Annotated in this window: 13 protein-coding genes and 1 pseudogene; 12 read left to right on the top strand and 2 right to left on the bottom strand. The window is 40.4% G+C overall.

Going from position 1 to position 16958, the window contains the following annotated elements; translation table 11 throughout:
- Positions 1–37 precede the first annotated feature (37 nt).
- The 8 genes from G586_RS0111225 (at position 38) to G586_RS0111190 (ending at position 7671) form a co-directional block, all read left to right on the top strand.
- Entirely contained in the window at positions 38–328 is a 291-nt protein-coding gene (locus G586_RS0111225) for an STAS domain-containing protein (protein ID WP_026527832.1), read from the top strand.
- Between the two features lie 280 nt (positions 329–608).
- Positions 609–2696, top strand: coding sequence for a M4 family metallopeptidase (locus G586_RS0111220; RefSeq protein ID WP_026527831.1), 2088 nt, complete (start codon positions 609–611; stop codon positions 2694–2696).
- A 69-nt stretch (positions 2697–2765) separates the two neighbouring features.
- Positions 2766–2903, top strand: coding sequence for a hypothetical protein (locus G586_RS26125; RefSeq protein ID WP_155834113.1), 138 nt, complete (start codon positions 2766–2768; stop codon positions 2901–2903).
- A gap of 64 nt (positions 2904–2967) precedes the next feature.
- A complete protein-coding gene (locus tag G586_RS0111210; RefSeq protein ID WP_026527830.1) occupies positions 2968–3282 on the top strand; it encodes a hypothetical protein in 315 nt (104 codons plus the stop codon).
- Between the two features lie 119 nt (positions 3283–3401).
- Positions 3402–4487, top strand: a complete 1086-nt coding sequence (locus tag G586_RS0111205; RefSeq protein ID WP_026527829.1) for an acyltransferase — start codon at positions 3402–3404, stop codon at positions 4485–4487.
- A gap of 24 nt (positions 4488–4511) precedes the next feature.
- Entirely contained in the window at positions 4512–5057 is a 546-nt protein-coding gene (locus tag G586_RS0111200; RefSeq protein ID WP_196811589.1) for an NUDIX domain-containing protein, read from the top strand.
- A gap of 38 nt (positions 5058–5095) precedes the next feature.
- Complete coding sequence (locus tag G586_RS0111195) at positions 5096–6997, top strand: C1 family peptidase (protein WP_026527827.1); 1902 nt, start codon at positions 5096–5098, stop codon at positions 6995–6997.
- A 374-nt stretch (positions 6998–7371) separates the two neighbouring features.
- Complete coding sequence (locus G586_RS0111190) at positions 7372–7671, top strand: hypothetical protein (protein ID WP_026527826.1); 300 nt, start codon at positions 7372–7374, stop codon at positions 7669–7671.
- Positions 7672–7736: 65 nt separating this feature from the next.
- On the opposite strand, the gene G586_RS0111185 is transcribed toward G586_RS0111190, so the two are convergent.
- Positions 7737–8459 carry a PilZ domain-containing protein gene (locus G586_RS0111185; protein WP_026527825.1) on the bottom strand — a complete coding sequence of 241 codons (723 nt, stop codon included), beginning with the start codon at positions 8457–8459 and terminating at the stop codon, positions 7737–7739.
- A 127-nt stretch (positions 8460–8586) separates the two neighbouring features.
- Between G586_RS0111185 and G586_RS0111180 the strand changes: the two genes are divergently transcribed.
- From G586_RS0111180 to G586_RS22700, 4 genes are all read left to right on the top strand, one after another.
- Positions 8587–9306 (top strand): hypothetical protein, encoded by a 720-nt coding sequence (locus tag G586_RS0111180; protein WP_026527824.1) that lies wholly within the window; start codon positions 8587–8589, stop codon positions 9304–9306.
- 14 nt (positions 9307–9320) lie between these two features.
- A complete protein-coding gene (locus G586_RS0111175) occupies positions 9321–11147 on the top strand; it encodes an ABC transporter ATP-binding protein (protein ID WP_026527823.1) in 1827 nt (608 codons plus the stop codon).
- Positions 11140–12969, top strand: coding sequence for an ABC transporter ATP-binding protein (locus G586_RS22705; protein WP_035773085.1), 1830 nt, complete (start codon positions 11140–11142; stop codon positions 12967–12969). Before G586_RS0111175 ends, G586_RS22705 begins: the two co-directional genes overlap by 8 nt.
- Positions 12970–13091: 122 nt before the next feature.
- Positions 13092–16220 (top strand): glycosyl hydrolase 115 family protein, encoded by a 3129-nt coding sequence (locus G586_RS22700; RefSeq protein WP_051204736.1) that lies wholly within the window; start codon positions 13092–13094, stop codon positions 16218–16220.
- 482 nt (positions 16221–16702) lie between these two features.
- Here G586_RS22700 and G586_RS26795 read toward each other — a convergent pair.
- Positions 16703–16958 (bottom strand): annotated as a pseudogene (locus tag G586_RS26795) (hypothetical protein); the annotation flags it as partial.

Here is a 16958-nt window from a genome sequence, read left to right as displayed (position 1 = left end):
AACAAAGTGAAATCATAGAGATGTGAAGGAGAATTATATGGTCATTACAAAAAGCTTGAACGGAACTGAAGAGACCTTTAAGGTGGAAGGAAGGCTGGACACGCAGGCTGCTCCGACCCTGCTTGAAGAGCTGGAACGGATGGATGATCATGTCGAGAGCCTGGTATTTGATTTCTCCGAGCTTGAATATATGTCATCCATGGGTCTTCGTGCACTGATCATTGCATCTAAAAAGGTGAATGGGGCGCTCGTCATAAAGAATGTATCCCCAAGAATCATGAGCATTTTAAGCACAACCGGCCTTGACAAGACAATCAGAATCGAATGAGCAACCATAAAAATCGGTGATCGTGATGATCACCGATTTTTAAGTGGCTTTTATTGATGAAAAGAGTCATAGCGTTTATTATTTCCAGACTTCTTCTGTAATTGTGTTTTGGCTGCTATTTTTATATGCGTCGTCATTTAAAAAACTAAAGAATGAGTTGAGAGTTCCGTGAGACTTTTTCTTCTGTTTAATAATAAATTCATTTGTGTTTAATTACTTGATAATTTTTATAGTGGATAATTAGCTTGTAAACTCAAACTTTTTATGAGGTATTTTTATTATGCATAAGTTTGCGAGAATAATTATTGTTACAAGCCTTATTTCCACAATTGCAGTAAGCGGACTGAACTTTCCGGGATTATCAAAAACGGCGATGAAGGTATCTGCTCAAAGTGAAACGGAAGAGGAAAGCGACATAGATAGTATTATGGAAGCAGCCTTTGCCTGTGATGGATTTGAGCGGGGATTTATCGATGAGCCTTTTTATGATGGCGTAATAAAAAATAAAGAAGACGCTGCTAAAGCAATCTATAGTGTTATGGACAGAATCAGTGGGGATAAAAATATCCGGCTTGATTATGCAGACACTCAGACTGCTGAGGATGATATTACTTTTTACAGTTTCCGACAGATTGTTACCAACGTTGCGGTGACCGGTGCTTTCGTTAAGATTGCTGTTGATAATAACGGTAAAGCCTTAGGACTTGTGAGTACTCTTATTCCCGGAATCAATGCAACGCCTATGGAAGAGTGGGAAATTGATGCTGATGATGCGGAGGCTGTTCTGGAGGAAGAGATTAAGGGGAGTGATCTTGAAATTATCCATGGAACGACAGAGAAGGCCCTTCTTCCCCTATGGGATGGAAGTACCTCCTTGTATTATGCCTGGGTAGTTTATACTAACAACGATGATGATGATGAACATGCTCCTTATCTTGCCCATTATATCAGTGAAGATGGAGATTATATGTATTCCATGCCTGTTACGGCTATGGGAACTAATGATGCGCGCTCAGGCTCTACAGCAGTTTTTACATTTACCGGTATGGAAGAAGGGAATTGGAAGGGGAGTGTCTTTGACCATAACGGCAACAAAATGAACGTAGATATCCCTATAATGATAGATTCGGAAACAGGAGATCAGATTCTTGGCGATGTAAAGAGAAAGATAATATGTGCTGACTGGAATGATTTTCAGAATAATGATACCCTTACTCCCGTGACCATGGAGAATGGCAAGTGGGATGATGCAGCTGTTATTACATACAATAATTTTGTGAAAATATATGACTTTTATGAAAGCATCGATTGGATAGGACCTGATGGGAAAGGGACACCAATGCTGGTTTTGGTTGATGCGCTCGATGATGATGGAAATCCTATGGTTAATGCCTGTTATTCAGGAAAATGGCAGGGATTTCAGATTTTTGAGATCGATACAGCCAATCCGTTCGGAGAGTCAACGGATATTATAGCGCATGAATTTACTCATTGTTATACGTCAAATGCTTTGGGAACATCCATCTATTTTAATGATAATGGAGCGATTAATGAAGCTATGAGCGATATCCTTGGCAATCTTTTAGCTATTATGATAGATGAAAAAGACATACCTTTTACAATGGGTGATAGAATGGATACACCCTTTAGGGATATGGGAAATCCCAGAAAGCATGAGCAGCCTGAATTTGTCTGGGATGAGTATTACCTGCCATGGGCTGCTGAGAGCACAGAAGATAATGACAATGGTGGTGTTCATACTAATTCATCTTTGTTAAATATTATCTCATATAAGCTTGATAAGGCAGGAATGTCTCGTGAGGATCAGTTCTACTATTGGGCACTTGTAGATATTGCAATGGCTCCGGGAACAGATTATGAGCAGATTATTAAGATACTTCCCTGGATGATGAAGATTCTTAAATATGATAAATATCTTGGAGTGTTAAATGATGCTATAGCTGCTACCGGACTAAGTGATCGTTCACTTCCTAAGGTACCGCCTAAAGGATATGCAATCATCAAGACTTTATTCCCGGTTGAGAGAATTGCAGACAAATATGATACTTCTGTAACAATAGTAAAAGTTGATGGCAATAAAGAGTACGATACCTATCCTGAGAGAGAAACCGGTCTTGTGGCTGCTACAGTGGAACCCGGAGATTATGGGATCATTGTTACTGTACTGGATAAGGAAACAGGAGACAGTTTCTGTCTCTTACCGGGACAAAAATTATGGGCTGAAGCTTCAGATATGGACGAGGCAGCGGGCATAATTTGGGATGATTCCGGTGATTATTTATTTACGGTAAAAGAGGGAGATGTACTTGAGTTAGACAGTGATGAGGTGTTTGACTACGTGGAATAATGTCAGTTAAGTAGATAAAAACCGTGTATTTTGTGTTAAGATGTCACTGTTTTGTAGAAAGAGGGTTATTTGACAGAAAAACTACTGTTAAGTAATCCTCTTTTATACAATAAACAGCTTATTTCAGAGGGAAACCTCTATTTTCAGACTGATGAATTCAAGAACCTCGGCGGAAGAGCGGTTCAGGGTGAAAAGGTTATTCTTTAAAAAAATAAGAAGATAACATATACTATCGTACTGAGGGAAAAAATTTTGATTGGAGGAAAAATATATGGGAAACAAGGCAATATTTTTTATATGTCTTATTGCAGTACTGGGACCTGTGTACGCGTTGTTCGGAGGAGCACAGGCAAAGAATATGAAGGATAATGGCATCAAACAAAATGATACCAATTTATCCAAGGGAATGAGCATTGGAATGTGCATAGGAATTGTCATCGGGATAATTCTTGGATTTGCTATCTGGCGCACCGGTACAGCAATGTGTCTTGGAGGAAGTGCAGGAGATATAATCGGAGCTGCAATCGGAGGCTTTATTGGTTCCAAAAAGGATAAAGCCGAGAAAGAGGATAATGCGGAGGCATGATCCACAAAAATCACAACACCAATCCCAATTATGATATACTAGAGGCAGTTTAAAGTATAAAATATGACGCTTATTTGTTGATAAAGAGACAGGTAAGCGTTGGGGGATTTGGGGTTTATATGAGTCAGAGACCACTTAGGGATTCAAATATAGAACTGCTTAGAATTTTATCTGCCTGCGGCGTAATAATGCTGCATTACAACAGTACCGCCAATGGCGGATTTGCTTCTGTTGCTAACGGAGGAGTTAATCAGTTCATTCTTGTTCTTCTGGAAACCGTGAGTATTTGTGCGGTCAATGTGTTTGTTCTTATCACAGGTTATTTCATGTCTAAATACAATAAAAGAGACGGACTTAAGCCAATCAGCCTGTTAATGCAGGTTGTTGTGTTTGCAGCTGCAACATTATTGGTTCAAAAGCTGATCCTGCATCAGAATCCTACTATTGATGATGCATTTGAATATCTTTTCTCGGGCAATTGGTTTGTATATGTCTTTATTGCTCTGTATTTCATTTCACCGTTTATAAATCTTGCATGGGATGCACTTAATTCATCCGGAAGAAAGCTATTAATCGGAATATCATTTGTTCTTTTTTCGATTTATCCCACAGCGATAGATATTCTTAAATACTGGTCAGGCAGGCAGCTTGCGGGCAGCAGTACAATTGGTATTGAAGGCGGTCAGGCAGGATATACAATCGTTAACTTTGTACTTGTGTATCTTATAGGAGCAGGTATCAGAAGCATGGATGAAAAAAAGGTGCCTGACGTTGGAACACTCTTTCTCTCATATATCCTCAGTGTCGGTGTGACAATATCCTGGAGCTATGCTGACGGACTTAGAGCCGGGATGAACGTTTATGATACTATCGCATGGAATTATAACAATCCGCTTGTTATTTCTCAGGCGGCACTGTTATTTATGATGTTCAGGAAAATCGATATAAAGAACAGCAAAGTAATAAATGCAGTATCAGGAAGCACTTTTACAATTTATATCCTGCATCAGAGGCTTATTGGGCTCTTAAATATCAGGGGAGTTGCCTCAGGCGATGCTGTTTTACTTGTGCATCATATAATAGGCAGTGTTATCGGAATCTTTTTCGTATGCTTTATATGTCATCTGTTATATTTAATAATTAAAAGGCCTGTCTATAGATTTGTTGCTGATAAATGGTACAGAAACAGGTATTTTACTACATAAATAATGTTTACAGAGGTGGAAGAAATGAGCGATGTGGTTAGAGATAAAAACGGTTTAACCGAGGAAGAATATTTGAAAAATTATAATCCTGATAAGTGGAAAAAGCCTTCACTTACAGCGGATATTTGCATAATAACAAACGATATAAATAATAGAAAACTGTTACTTATAAGACGTGGAAACCACCCGGACCTTGGAAAGTGGGCTCTTCCCGGAGGCTTTGCCCAGGCGGGAGAGAGTATTGAGGAAACGGCATCAAGAGAACTTGAGGAAGAGACGTCCATAAAAATGGCAGCCTCTGACCTTAGGCTCGTTGGAGTATTCAGTAAACCCGGAAGGGATCCAAGAGATTGGACAGTTTCTTGTGCATTCCTTGCAGAGGTAGATGAGAATAAGGTTAAGCCAATAGCAGGTGATGATGCGGCTGCTACCGGATGGTACAAAATAGAAGAGACAGACGAGGGAGTACAGCTCACCTGCGGTGATATAACTATTAATTCAAAGGAGCTTGCGTTTGATCACGTGGATATTCTGCGTGACGCGTTAAATCTTATCAGGGGTAGAGAATGAGGAAAAACAAAATATCCGCCACTGCTATAGGGGGTACGATGGCGATATTGTTTACATTGGCGGCATGCTCGTCAGGAGCTTACGATGCTGAGTCTGAAGACGGATCAGAGCTCTTTGAAGAGATACCGAATGAGGAAACATCTTCTGCTTTAGAGGCTGAAGGTGTTAAATCTATGCCTTCTGATAGTGAAGAAAACTCATCAGCTGATTTGACGGATGAGGAGCTGCAAGGCTACATAGAAACTGAAATTGAAAATGAGATAGCTAATGAAAATAGTGGCCGATATGATTCCGCAGAAGATGAAGACTCAGAGGTTGACTCTGATGAGGATGAAAATGCTATCGAAGGTAAGGCGCCAATTAAAATAATACCAATAGATATTAAGAAAATCGAAGTCAATGAAGCAATTGTTATTGATGATACCAGTGAGGATTTACTCGAAGCTTCAAGTGGAACAGAGGTTGATTTTGAATCTGTATCCTGCGATGAAGATCTTCCTGTTTTTTACTCTTCAGATCAGGTAGATAACAAGGATTATATAACGCCTGTGAGGAATCAGGGGTTTACAGCGCTATGTTGGAATTATGCAGCGCTGGGTGCAGTTGAGAGTGATCTTCTAATACATCATGAAGAGCTTTCGCCGGATTCATTAAACCTTTCTGAGAAGCATGGAGCATATTACAACATGCATAAGGCTACCGGATCTGTCTTAGGAGGGATAGATGACGATTACCGCGAATTTGAATTCCTTGAGGATGACGGTTTTCTTAGCGATTATGATACCAGCTACCTTTCAGTCGGAGGTGTGACCGATTACTGCCTTAGCATTCTTACGTCCTGGAAGGGACCTGTCGTAGACGAGGACAATAATTCAATTCATGTGCTTAAAGGACAGAATGATATTTACACACAAAATTCTGATAAGCCATCAGGCGCCTATGACAACGCGTTTTGTCATGTACAGAATGTTTTGGAAGTTCTTGCGACTGAAAAGAACAGGAACATCATTAAGAGCCTGATAATGAAGCATGGATCTGTCACTGCAAGTATAAACTCTGATGATTCATTCTGGACGGGGAAGAAAGTAGCTCTCTATGACTACAAACCATACGGTGAAGAAAATTATGCCGATCATGAGATACTGATAGTGGGCTGGAATGACGAGTATCCTGCGGAGAATTTTATCACAAGACCCGAAACGGATGGAGCATTTATCTGTAAAAACAGTTGGGGTGAGAAATACGGAGCATCAGGATATTTTTATCTTTCTTACGAAGATAGCATCCTCTGCAATAATATTGTGGCAGCATATGACTGTGCGATGCCGGGAGATAACAATTGGTATGACAAGAATTATCAGTACGCGGCATTTTTGACACATATAAAGGATCCGATAGTGGATCAGAGAAATGTAGTATACATGTATGATAAAAATAACGCTTCTTATGGTATGCTGTTTTCACCTGAAGAGGATGAAGTACTCTCTGCAATCGGATATTTTTCCATGAATACGTTAAATAATGATAAGGTCAGTGTCTATAAGCTTGGCGGAAGTGAGAGTGATGAAGCGGGTGAGTATTACAATCTTCCGGACTCCGACGAATCAATAATAACAATGGATTGTAAATCTGTTACCGGAGGATATCATACGTTTCCTTTGAAAAAGAGCATTGCACTGGAGAAGGGAAAAAGGTATCTCATCACGATCACACCGGGGAAGAAGCAGCGCCTGGTCTATGAAAAGGCTTTGGATTATACGACACATCCTCATAAGGACGAATGGCAGCATAACCTCGGTGCAATCCATACCCACAATACAGCCAGCGGACATTGTTATTTACAGGATAGTACCGGTGATTTGATGATAAGGCAGGATGACAAGGACTTTTTTATTAAGGTATATACAAGAAATAAGAAAGCAGATGCGGAAACAGAATAAAAATCCCCATTAATGGGAGGTGGCCATGCGATGGGGAGTCGCATGGCCATGTTGTATGAAAAAAGTTTTTTGGGGTTCAGAAGATGTTCTTCATCTCTGATGAGTATATCTTAGGATAAATATGTTGCTAAAATATGGACGGTTCATAAAGTAAAAATATTAAGTTTATAAACTAATATTTTTTGTCTCTTAACCAGAAATAAAAATTATCGGATTGACGTAGCTTTTTTCTCTTAGAGCCAGAATCTGTGCGAACTTCACTTTGTTAAAGTAATACCAATTCTTGCAAACGATTATCGAATGTGCTATATTTTGTGGTAGGAAAGCATTTAAACACAAATTCTGCTAATTTTTGATTCGATAGGAGGTTTGTAGTGGGGAGAGAAGAAAAAATACCTGCAGAGATTCGTACCACAGATAAGTTGAAAATCCAGAGAGTTCTTTCTGAGGCCGGTTACATGGTTGAGATGGGGAATGGAAGTGTTCCGACTGTAGTATGCAAGAGACGAGAGGACATGAGTAAGGATCTTCAAGCTATCCGCAAGATTCTTAAGGAACAGCGATACGAGGGAAGCTTCGGAGTTCGTGCTCCGCGTAAGACGGATGAGCTTATTACAAATGAGAATATAGACAATTCAGAAGTAATGGACGAGATGGTAGCTGCAGCAGGTTGAGACTGATGATAAAAATAAGGAGTTGACTTAAAATAAGGCAACTCCTTTTTATTAGGATTTTTTAGCTATTTAAAAAGTAATGAAGCTCTTTTATTTTTTGCTACATTTTCTTTTTCAATCTCTTTCGGAGAGTCATTGTTAACGGTGACTCGAGGCATGGCTTTTGCTTTTCGATGTTCTTCCTTCTGCTTTTTTACAGAGAGAATATAATTCATAAAATGGCTATCAATTCCAAGCATTTTACATCCTACAGCTTCATAAGAACCTACTTTGAAATTCCTTACAACAGTCAGATTAACTTCAAAGGTTCTGGCCTGGCCTGCGGGCTTAAATGCAAGAGTCATATTGTCTCCTACTTTAGCAGTGGCTGATTTACCCAGTATTAAGGATAAACCTCTGACTGAGATATCATATATTATGGCGCTTGTTGGAGTCACACGATTTATGACAGCTTTACATAGCGAATTGATGACAAATCGTTCGGCCTTTCGCTGGTTTTTTTCATCTGTAATAAGCTCAGTTCCTTTTAGCAGATAATATGTATCATTCCAACTAGTGTATGGAATCAGTGACTCCAGAACGAAACACTTTTTCTCGCCGTTCGCAAAGCTCACCATAGCTGCTGCCTGAGTAGCAGCAGGTATTGGCCGACCCATATATTTAAGAGGTTCAACCAACAACGAGCCATTAAGCACGGTTATGGCACGAGTTTTAATAACCACAGGAGTATTGTTGATTAGTACACTCACGGAGAGTTTTGTCCCCGGAGCAAGTGATATGATATTCATAGATTCCCCATAAGCTTTTGCTAAATATATATTTTAATATTAATAACACCTTCATGAAATATTTAACCAAAGGAAACGATAAAAGTAAACGTGGTTTATGCAATTTTTTATGCATTGGTGAAAGTAAATGTCAGGAAAATATAAATTCTATGAAAAATTTATTCCAAAATATATCCCAAACGCTGTTGTATTGGCAGCTTTTTCGGTTATTGCTTTTCTGACGGGACCTGTAAAAAAGGCTGTAAGGGAAGCTCATTTTGAGGAAAATAATAGGCTTTTTGCACAAGATGGGAATCGGCTTTTAAAGGACGCCGGATATATAGAAAATCAAAAAGAGTGGAAGGCTGTTCATTTTGGAACACATAAGAAATCTGATATGTCATATTCCGGCTGTGAGATAATCGCAACCTATAATGCCCTGAGAAATCTTAAGGACTATAGCGTCAGCATGCCTTATCTTATCAGACATTATGAACAAAAGGGCATTGCACTTAAAGGTGGCTTTGGAATTTCGCCATCAGCGGCTATTAAGTTTTTTAGAAACAGAGGATATGATGTAAAAAAGATAACAACAAGAAATAAAGGAGCGATAGATAGTATTGGTGAGGAATACCAAACCTTTATCGCGACATTTTACTGGAATGTGGAAAATATTAAGGATCAGCTCCACACAGTAAATATTTCAAAGGAAACAGATGGTTTCTATATACATAATAACTATTGCAGGGGAGAAGGCGGAGTATATACACGCCAGGGCGCATACAGAAGCCTTGGAGATGCAATTTATGCTGTTGGGAGCACGGCAGTTCCCATTGTTATAATCTGCATAAGACCGCGTATATCCTGACAGATCGGAGGACTATGAAAAACAATAACGAGAGATTTTTAACTAAAATATCGATGGTCCTGTTTTTTCTTAAGGGAAGTAAGGCATTGTTCATGTTTGGCGTCATCTTTTCGATGATGGTTGCCTTTCTTGATATGATAAATCCCAAGATTATTCAGTATACCGTTGACTATCTGATTGGCGATTCCCAGTCAGCGATGCCATTTTATATGCAGATGATTGTGAACATAACTGGTGGCAGAGATTATCTTAGGGCACACATTGCTGCCATAGCATGTGTTGTTGTTTTTATTGCGCTTATTTGTGCGATTTTCCGTTACCTTAACAAGATTCTCAATTCAATGGCTGCTGAGAAGCTGATATGCAGAATGCGCGATATCTTGTTCGAGCATATCAGTCATCTGCCATTTGCATGGCATAGCGAAAACCATACAGGTGATATCATTCAAAGGTGTACATCTGATGTTGACACCATCAAGAATTTCCTGTCAGAGCAGCTGACAGCTCTTTTCAGGATAGTGATAATGATAGGTCTCGGACTGACCTTCATGATTCAGATTGATCTTAAGCTGTCATTGATATCAGCTGCTTTTATTCCGGTAATTGTGCTGTATTCTTTGTTTTTCCACAATAAGATAGGCAGCGCATTTGAGAATGCGGACGTAGAGGAAGGAAAGCTCTCTGCCATTGCACAGGAGAATCTTACCGGTGTAAGAGTTGTAAGGGCTTTTGGCCGTGAGAAATTCGAAAGAGAGAGGTTCGAGAAAAAGAATACGGAATACACCAAAATGTGGGTGCATCTGATGAAGCTTTTGGCTGCCTTCTGGACTTCAAACGATATGATATCAGGAATGCAGGGAATGACTGTACTTGTGGCAGGGTCAGTGTTCTGTGTTCAGGGCAGGATCACTGTAGGAGAGCTTATAGCATTTGTTGCATATAATGCAATGATATCCTGGCCTGTTCGCCTTTTGGGACGTGTAATTTCTGAAATGAGTAAGGCGGGAGTTTCCATCGACAGACTTAGGTACATCATGAATTCCGAGGTGGAGCAGGATGAAGAGGATGCATATGAGCCTCCGCTTGATAAGGACATAGAATTTAAGAATGTCAGCTTCGCGTATGAAAATGGCACAGCTGAGATTTTAAGGGATGTCAGCTTTAAGGTAGAAGCAGGAAAAACTGTCGGAGTTCTTGGAGGAACAGGTTCGGGTAAATCTACACTAATGTATCTTCTCGACAGACTTTATAACCTTCCTGAGGGTAATGGCAGCATAACAATAGGCGGAGTCGATATTCATAAGATCAAAATGCATTATCTCAGGGAAAATATCGGCTTTGTGCTTCAGGAACCCTTCCTGTTTTCAAGAACCATTTTTGAAAATATCGGAATAACCAGTAAATCGGCCAAGATGGAGGATGTCAGGAAAGCTGCTAAGATGGCTTCTCTTGATGAGACCATTAAGAATTTCGATGAGGGCTATGATACCTTCGTTGGAGAGAGGGGAGTAACACTTTCGGGTGGACAGAAGCAGAGAACAGCCATTGCTCAGATGTTGGTGTCAAATCCTCCTATAATGATATTCGATGATTCACTTTCTGCAGTGGATACCGAGACAGATGCTAAGATCAGGGCAGCACTGGACAAACATGCAGGGCAGGCTACCACCATAATTATCTCGCATAGAATAACAACGCTTATGCATGCAGATCACATAATTGTCTTAAGTCATGGTAAGCTGGTGGAAGAAGGTACCCATGATGAGCTTGTGAAAAATAACGGGCTTTACCGTAAGATTTATGACATACAGATTCAGGGAGGAGGTGAAGGAATTGCCTAATAATACTGATGAAAAGAATACCGCCACCACACTTCCATGGTTTGGAATCCCAAGACTTTTGCCTTTTTTAAAACCATATCTTCCGGAGATGGCAGTTATGGTATTTCTCGGAAGTATGGTAAGTTTTGTTGACTCCATGATTCCACTTTTTAACAGATATGCTCTTAATAATTTTGTTGCAAAGGGAACTGTTAAAGGCATAGGTTATTTTGCACTTGTTTATGCTGTAACACTTTTGGTGAAACTTGTCATGGACTTTACCAGCGCATTTATGTGTGGCGATATAGAGATGTCTGTTGATAGGGATCTTCGAAATGCCGCATTTAATCATTTGCAGGAACTGTCTTTTTCCTATTTCAATCAGAATAACGTTGGTTATATTCATGCCAGAGTTATGAGTGATACAGGTAAGATAGGAATGATGTGTGCCTGGAGAATGATGGATATCGTGTGGAACGGAAGTTATATCATATTTGTGCTTGTCGTCATGCTGACAGTCAATGTTAGACTCGCAATGTATATTATAGCGCTGATTCCTATTGCGATATTGCTTGTTATTTATTTCCAGAAGCATCTAATAGTTCTGAACCGAAAAATAAGGGAACTGAACTCTACAATAACAGGTAATTTTAATGAGGGAATAACAGGTGCTAAGGCTATAAAAACACTTGTTGTTGAAGATAAGATTCAAGAAGATTTTATGGAAGATACTGAAAAGTACAGAAAATCAGCGGTTCATGCAACACACTTTTCAGCGATGTTTACAGCTTCGGTAACGATGCTTTCTTCCTGTGCTCTTGCGCTTGTTCTGTGGAGAGGTGGAAAGATAACGATGGAAGGCGTTATGGAGATAGGAACTCTGTCAGTTTTCCTCTCTTATGCACTTGGAATACTTGAGCCTATACAAAATATCATCGTTACTTTATCCGAGCTTATTGCAGTTCAGGTAAATGTGGAGAGATTTACCAGGCTTCTTAATCAGGAGTCTGATGTAGCTGACTCTCCGGAGGTTATTGAGAAATATGGAGATACCTTCAATCCTAAGAAGGAAAACTGGGAAGACCTTGTAGGTGATGTGGAATTTAAGGATGTATCCTTCCACTATCCTGATGGAACAGAATATGTTCTTGAGCACTTCAACCTAAAGGTTCCGCAGGGCAGCAATGTGGCTATAGTTGGTGAGACAGGCGCCGGTAAATCCACACTTGTAAATCTGGTTTGTAGATTCTATGAGCCAACGATGGGACAGGTCCTAATTGATGGCAAAGATGCAAGGGAAAGATCTCAGCTTTGGCTGCACAGCAATATTGGATATGTTCTCCAGACACCTCATTTGTTTTCGGGAACAGTCAGGGATAATCTGAAATATGGTAACCCTTCTGCGACGGATGATGAGATATGGAAGGCCTTGAAACTGGTTTCTGCAGATACGATCGTAGAAAGAATGGACAAGGGCCTTGATAGTGATGTCGGAGAAGGCGGAGACATGCTCTCAACCGGTGAAAAGCAGCTGCTATCTTTTGCAAGGGCCATTCTTGCAGATCCCAGGATACTGGTCCTCGATGAGGCCACATCTTCAATTGATACGGTGACCGAGAAAGCTATCCAGGATGCAATATCAGTTGTTATAAAGGGCAGAACCTCATTCATGATAGCCCACAGATTATCGACAGTAGTGGATGCAGATTTCATTCTTGTTGTAAAAGATGGAAAAATCATTGAGCGTGGAACCCACAAAGAGCTTATGAAAAATATCGGTGGTTATTACCATCAATTATTCTCAAGACAGTTTGAGGAGATGGAAGTGAGGGCGGCACTATAAAAATAACTGGTTAAGTTTATAGTGGATTTTACCTACATCTGAGAAGAATAATCAAATAATCGCAATATTAGAGAAGCCTCCGTGATTTTTATGAGTATAATAAAAATCGCGGAGGAATTTTTATGAGCAAGTTTAGTTTATATGAAAATGGTCGATTGGCGGGCTTTCTGATTGAAAAGGAGAGCTTTGATGGAATAAAACAGATAGGTGCAACTGTCTCACGGGATGTTGAGCTGGTGACAGGAGAAAAGCCTGAAATTATAGAAGATTTAAAGGGACTCTATGGTGATTTATCCGGAAAAAACAAGGCCGCTGCTGAAAATTGCGATTTGAATAATTCTGCAGAAAATTTAGTACTTATGGCAACAATTGGCAAGAGTGCCATTCTTGAGAGGCTTGTTTCAGATAAAAAGCTGTCACTTTCAGAGATTGAAGGCAAGCGAGAAGTATATTTGCTAGCAGTTGTAGAGAATCCTTTTCCGGATCATAAAGGCGTGAAGAAACTACTTGTAATCGCAGGCAGTGATAAGCGCGGAACGATTTACGGCATGTTCAGATTATCTGAGATGTGCGGAGTATCACCTCTTGTTTTCTTCGGTGATGCTGCACCCGATAAAAAGAGTGAGCTCATTTTTGAGTTTGATGAGCCCGTTGTATCAAAGGAACCCTCTGTAAAATACCGTGGATTCTTCATAAATGATGAGTGGCCGGCCTTCGGTAACTGGTGCACAGAGAAGTATGGAGATGTAAATGCCGGGGCATATGAGAAGATATTTGAGCTTTTGCTAAGACTTAAAGGAAACTATATGTGGCCTGCTATGTGGAATTCCTCATTTTCTGAGGATGGGCCGGGGCTTCTTAATGCAGAGCTTGCAGATAAGCTTGGAGTTATTATGGGGCTTTCTCACCATGAGCCCATGTGCAGATCAGGTGTCGAGTGGCAAAGGCAGTACAAGAATTACAGTGATGATAATACCTGGAGCTTCCTTTCAAATGAAGAGGGAATACGAAAGTTCTGGGAGGATGGCGTAACAAGAAACAGACCTTTTGAGAATGTAATAACAATTGGTATGCGTGGAGAGGCTGACTCAAAGCTGATGCCGGAGGATGCCACCTTAGAAGACAATATAAATGTTATTAAGAAAGCAATCACGGCACAGCATGAGATCATTAAGGATAAGGTGAATCCTGAACTTAAAGAAGTTCCGAGAATGCTGGCAATTTATAAAGAAGTAGAGGACTACTATTTCGGCGATGAATCCTGCGAGGGCTTAAAGGATTGGGATGAAATAAAGGATGTTATTTTTCTCTTAAGTGATGACAATCATGGCAATGTGAGAGCTCTGCCTACTAAGGAGACTGCTGGGCATCCAGGCGGATTTGGCATGTACTATCATTTTGACTACCATGGAGCTCCTGTGAGCTATGAGTGGGTGAACTGCAACAGGCTTACCAAGACCTGGGAGCAGATGAGTCTTGCATATGAAGCCGGCGTCCGTGAAATGTGGATCGCGAATGTGGGTGATTTGAAGCTCAATGAGTATCCTCTTAGCTTTTTCATGGAGATGGCTTATGACTATGAGCCGTGGAGTGAAAGTGCATTGCTTAATTCTGATGATCTATGTGCTGAAGCGAAGGATGAGAAATCTTCAGTGGTAGAAATACAACATCAAACTTTTAAAGCACAGAAAAATGGCGAGCATTTTTCCAAGATAGAAAATTTTGTATATAAATGGATAGATGTTCAGTTTGGGGAGTCTGTATCACCGGCGCAGAAAAAGGATATATTTAAGGTCCTTGCAGGGTACACCAAGTGGAACTCTATGAGAACTCCTGAGACAATGAATGAGCTGGTATATGAGCCGGTTAACTTCATGGAAGGAGACAGGGTCTGGGAAGAGGTAAATGACCTTCTTAAAACGGCAAATAGACTTAATGAAGAGCTGCCTGATGCTGCACTTACAGCCTATAGGAGCATGATTTATTATCCTGCCGCAGCAAGTCTTAACGTAGTTCTTATGAGCGTAGAAGCAGGAATGAACAGAGAGCTTGCTATGCGCGGCTGTGTTTATGCCAATCATTTTGCAAGGACAGTTCAAAAGAGAATTGCTGATGATAAAAAATATGTTGCTGATTTTCATGCATTTAACGGTGGTAAATGGAACCATATGATGAGCTCTGCTCACATCGGCTTTAGAAGCTGGGATGCCTATAACTGGTCATATCCTGTGACTATGGTGGTAACACCGCTCCATGAGGCAAAAGCAGTAGTGTCCTTCAGAGGTAGTAGGAGATTTGATCTGGGATCTCACTGGCAGGGAACACCACCTCTTAGAAGCGATGCATTCACGAGACCTGATACAGAGGTTGTGCTGCTTGATATCGACAGTAGGGGCGAGATTGGTTTTTCATATGAAGTGGAAACCGATTGCGAATGGCTTGAGTGCACGGATAGGACAGGAAAAGTCGAAATCCTGAGCTTGGATCAACTAAGCGAAAACATAAGTGAGAATATTTTAGACGCTGCTCCGGGAGAGGGCAGGAAAACACTTAAGTTCAAGGTTGACAGAACCCGAATAAATGGCGTATCCGAAGCTACAGCCCGAGTGAAAATCACCTTTGATGATGGCACAGTATCCACAACAGAGCTGTTATTTGAGGCCATCGGAGATATTAAGGATATCGTTGGTGAAAAGATGACTGCAACAGAGAACCTGTTTGTTGAAAGCCAGGGCATCATCTCAATTTGCGCTGAGCATTTCTGCGAGAAAAAGGATTCGGAAGGCGCGGGCTTTAAAGTGATTGATAACCTTGGCACAAAGGGAAATTCAGCGGTTAAGGTTTTTCCTGCATATAAAGACAATATTCCCGGAAAAGGTCCTGAACTCATTTACAACTTCTTTGCAAAAGAGAGTGGAACCTACAAAATTGATTTCTATCTGCCTATGAGGAATCCTATTGTCAGAGGTGGTCGTCTGAATTTTGGCTATTCCGTAAATAGCGGCGAGGTTAATAACATAAGCGCCGTATCAGATGGCTATTTTACAGACTGGCAGTGCGCTGAGTGGGGAAAACATGTGTTATCTCATGAGCACGTGGCTACCGCTGAAGTAGAAATAAAAGAAGGCCTGAACACATTAACGGTTTATGCAGGCGATGCAGGTGTTATTTTTGAAAAGTTCGTGATGTATAAGGCTAATATGGAGCTTCCGAAGAGTTATCTAGGACCGACGGAAAGTTATAGAATATGATATTTATAGGAAAGTCACCGGAATCATATCCGGCGGCTTTCTTTTTGCTTAATAAGAAATTCCTTGTTATTTCGCAAGTGAAATCATTTATGTGAAAATTCCACAAATGAATTTAGTAATTTTTTTTCATAAATATGGTTAATAATCTAAAACTAAATGTCGATAAATTACTAAGAAGGGGCATGGATGCCCTTTTGCGCAGATTGTGGGTGAAGAAGGCGGGCAGGCTGGAATCACGATTGTTACGAAACAGGTTGTGCAAAAAGATATGGCGCAATCTGCGCACATTTTTTAATAAGAAATGTCTATTTCTTATTATTGGATGATCTCTCGGAATCTTGAGTGATCATGCCAGCTAAATTCTGGCAATTGAACTTTGACAAGTGAATATTACCCAAGATGAAAAAAGATGCAAAACAGGGCATGAATAATAGACATAACACTGTTGCTATGCCTGAGAATGCTGTATGATATTTACGAGATCATGCTACATTACAAACCAACTTTCTCAGGGCGGATTCGTAAGGCAGATCCCATGCATCCAAATGTTGTAACATGAGGATGTGATAGAGGCGGCAGTACCACATCTTTGTTGAGCGGTGCCTGCCGCTTTCTAGCTTGAAGTCTATTTTCTCACGCTTGTTTGAGCGTTCAACAGAAGTTCTTGCATTATACTCATTTTTCCATTCATCACTATCTCTTGGCGGTATGTTTATAAGGCGCGGATTATCTTTCATG

This window comes from Butyrivibrio sp. VCD2006 (genome assembly GCF_000423925.1).
GTDB lineage: Bacteria > Bacillota > Clostridia > Lachnospirales > Lachnospiraceae > Butyrivibrio.
This window is presented reverse-complemented; position numbering and strand designations above follow the sequence as displayed.

Coding starts and splice junctions, on each gene's coding strand:
- G586_RS0111205 (WP_026527829.1), top strand. CDS start 3,402: ATGAGTCAGAGACCACTTAGGGATTCAAATATAGAACTGCTTAGAATT.
- G586_RS0111200 (WP_196811589.1), top strand. CDS start 4,512: ATGAGCGATGTGGTTAGAGATAAAAACGGTTTAACCGAGGAAGAATAT.
- G586_RS0111225 (WP_026527832.1), top strand. CDS start 38: ATGGTCATTACAAAAAGCTTGAACGGAACTGAAGAGACCTTTAAGGTG.
- G586_RS0111180 (WP_026527824.1), top strand. CDS start 8,587: ATGTCAGGAAAATATAAATTCTATGAAAAATTTATTCCAAAATATATC.
- G586_RS0111175 (WP_026527823.1), top strand. CDS start 9,321: ATGAAAAACAATAACGAGAGATTTTTAACTAAAATATCGATGGTCCTG.
- G586_RS0111195 (WP_026527827.1), top strand. CDS start 5,096: ATGGCGATATTGTTTACATTGGCGGCATGCTCGTCAGGAGCTTACGAT.
- G586_RS0111220 (WP_026527831.1), top strand. CDS start 609: ATGCATAAGTTTGCGAGAATAATTATTGTTACAAGCCTTATTTCCACA.
- G586_RS0111185 (WP_026527825.1), bottom strand. CDS start 8,459: ATGAATATCATATCACTTGCTCCGGGGACAAAACTCTCCGTGAGTGTA.
- G586_RS0111210 (WP_026527830.1), top strand. CDS start 2,968: ATGGGAAACAAGGCAATATTTTTTATATGTCTTATTGCAGTACTGGGA.
- G586_RS22700 (WP_051204736.1), top strand. CDS start 13,092: ATGAGCAAGTTTAGTTTATATGAAAATGGTCGATTGGCGGGCTTTCTG.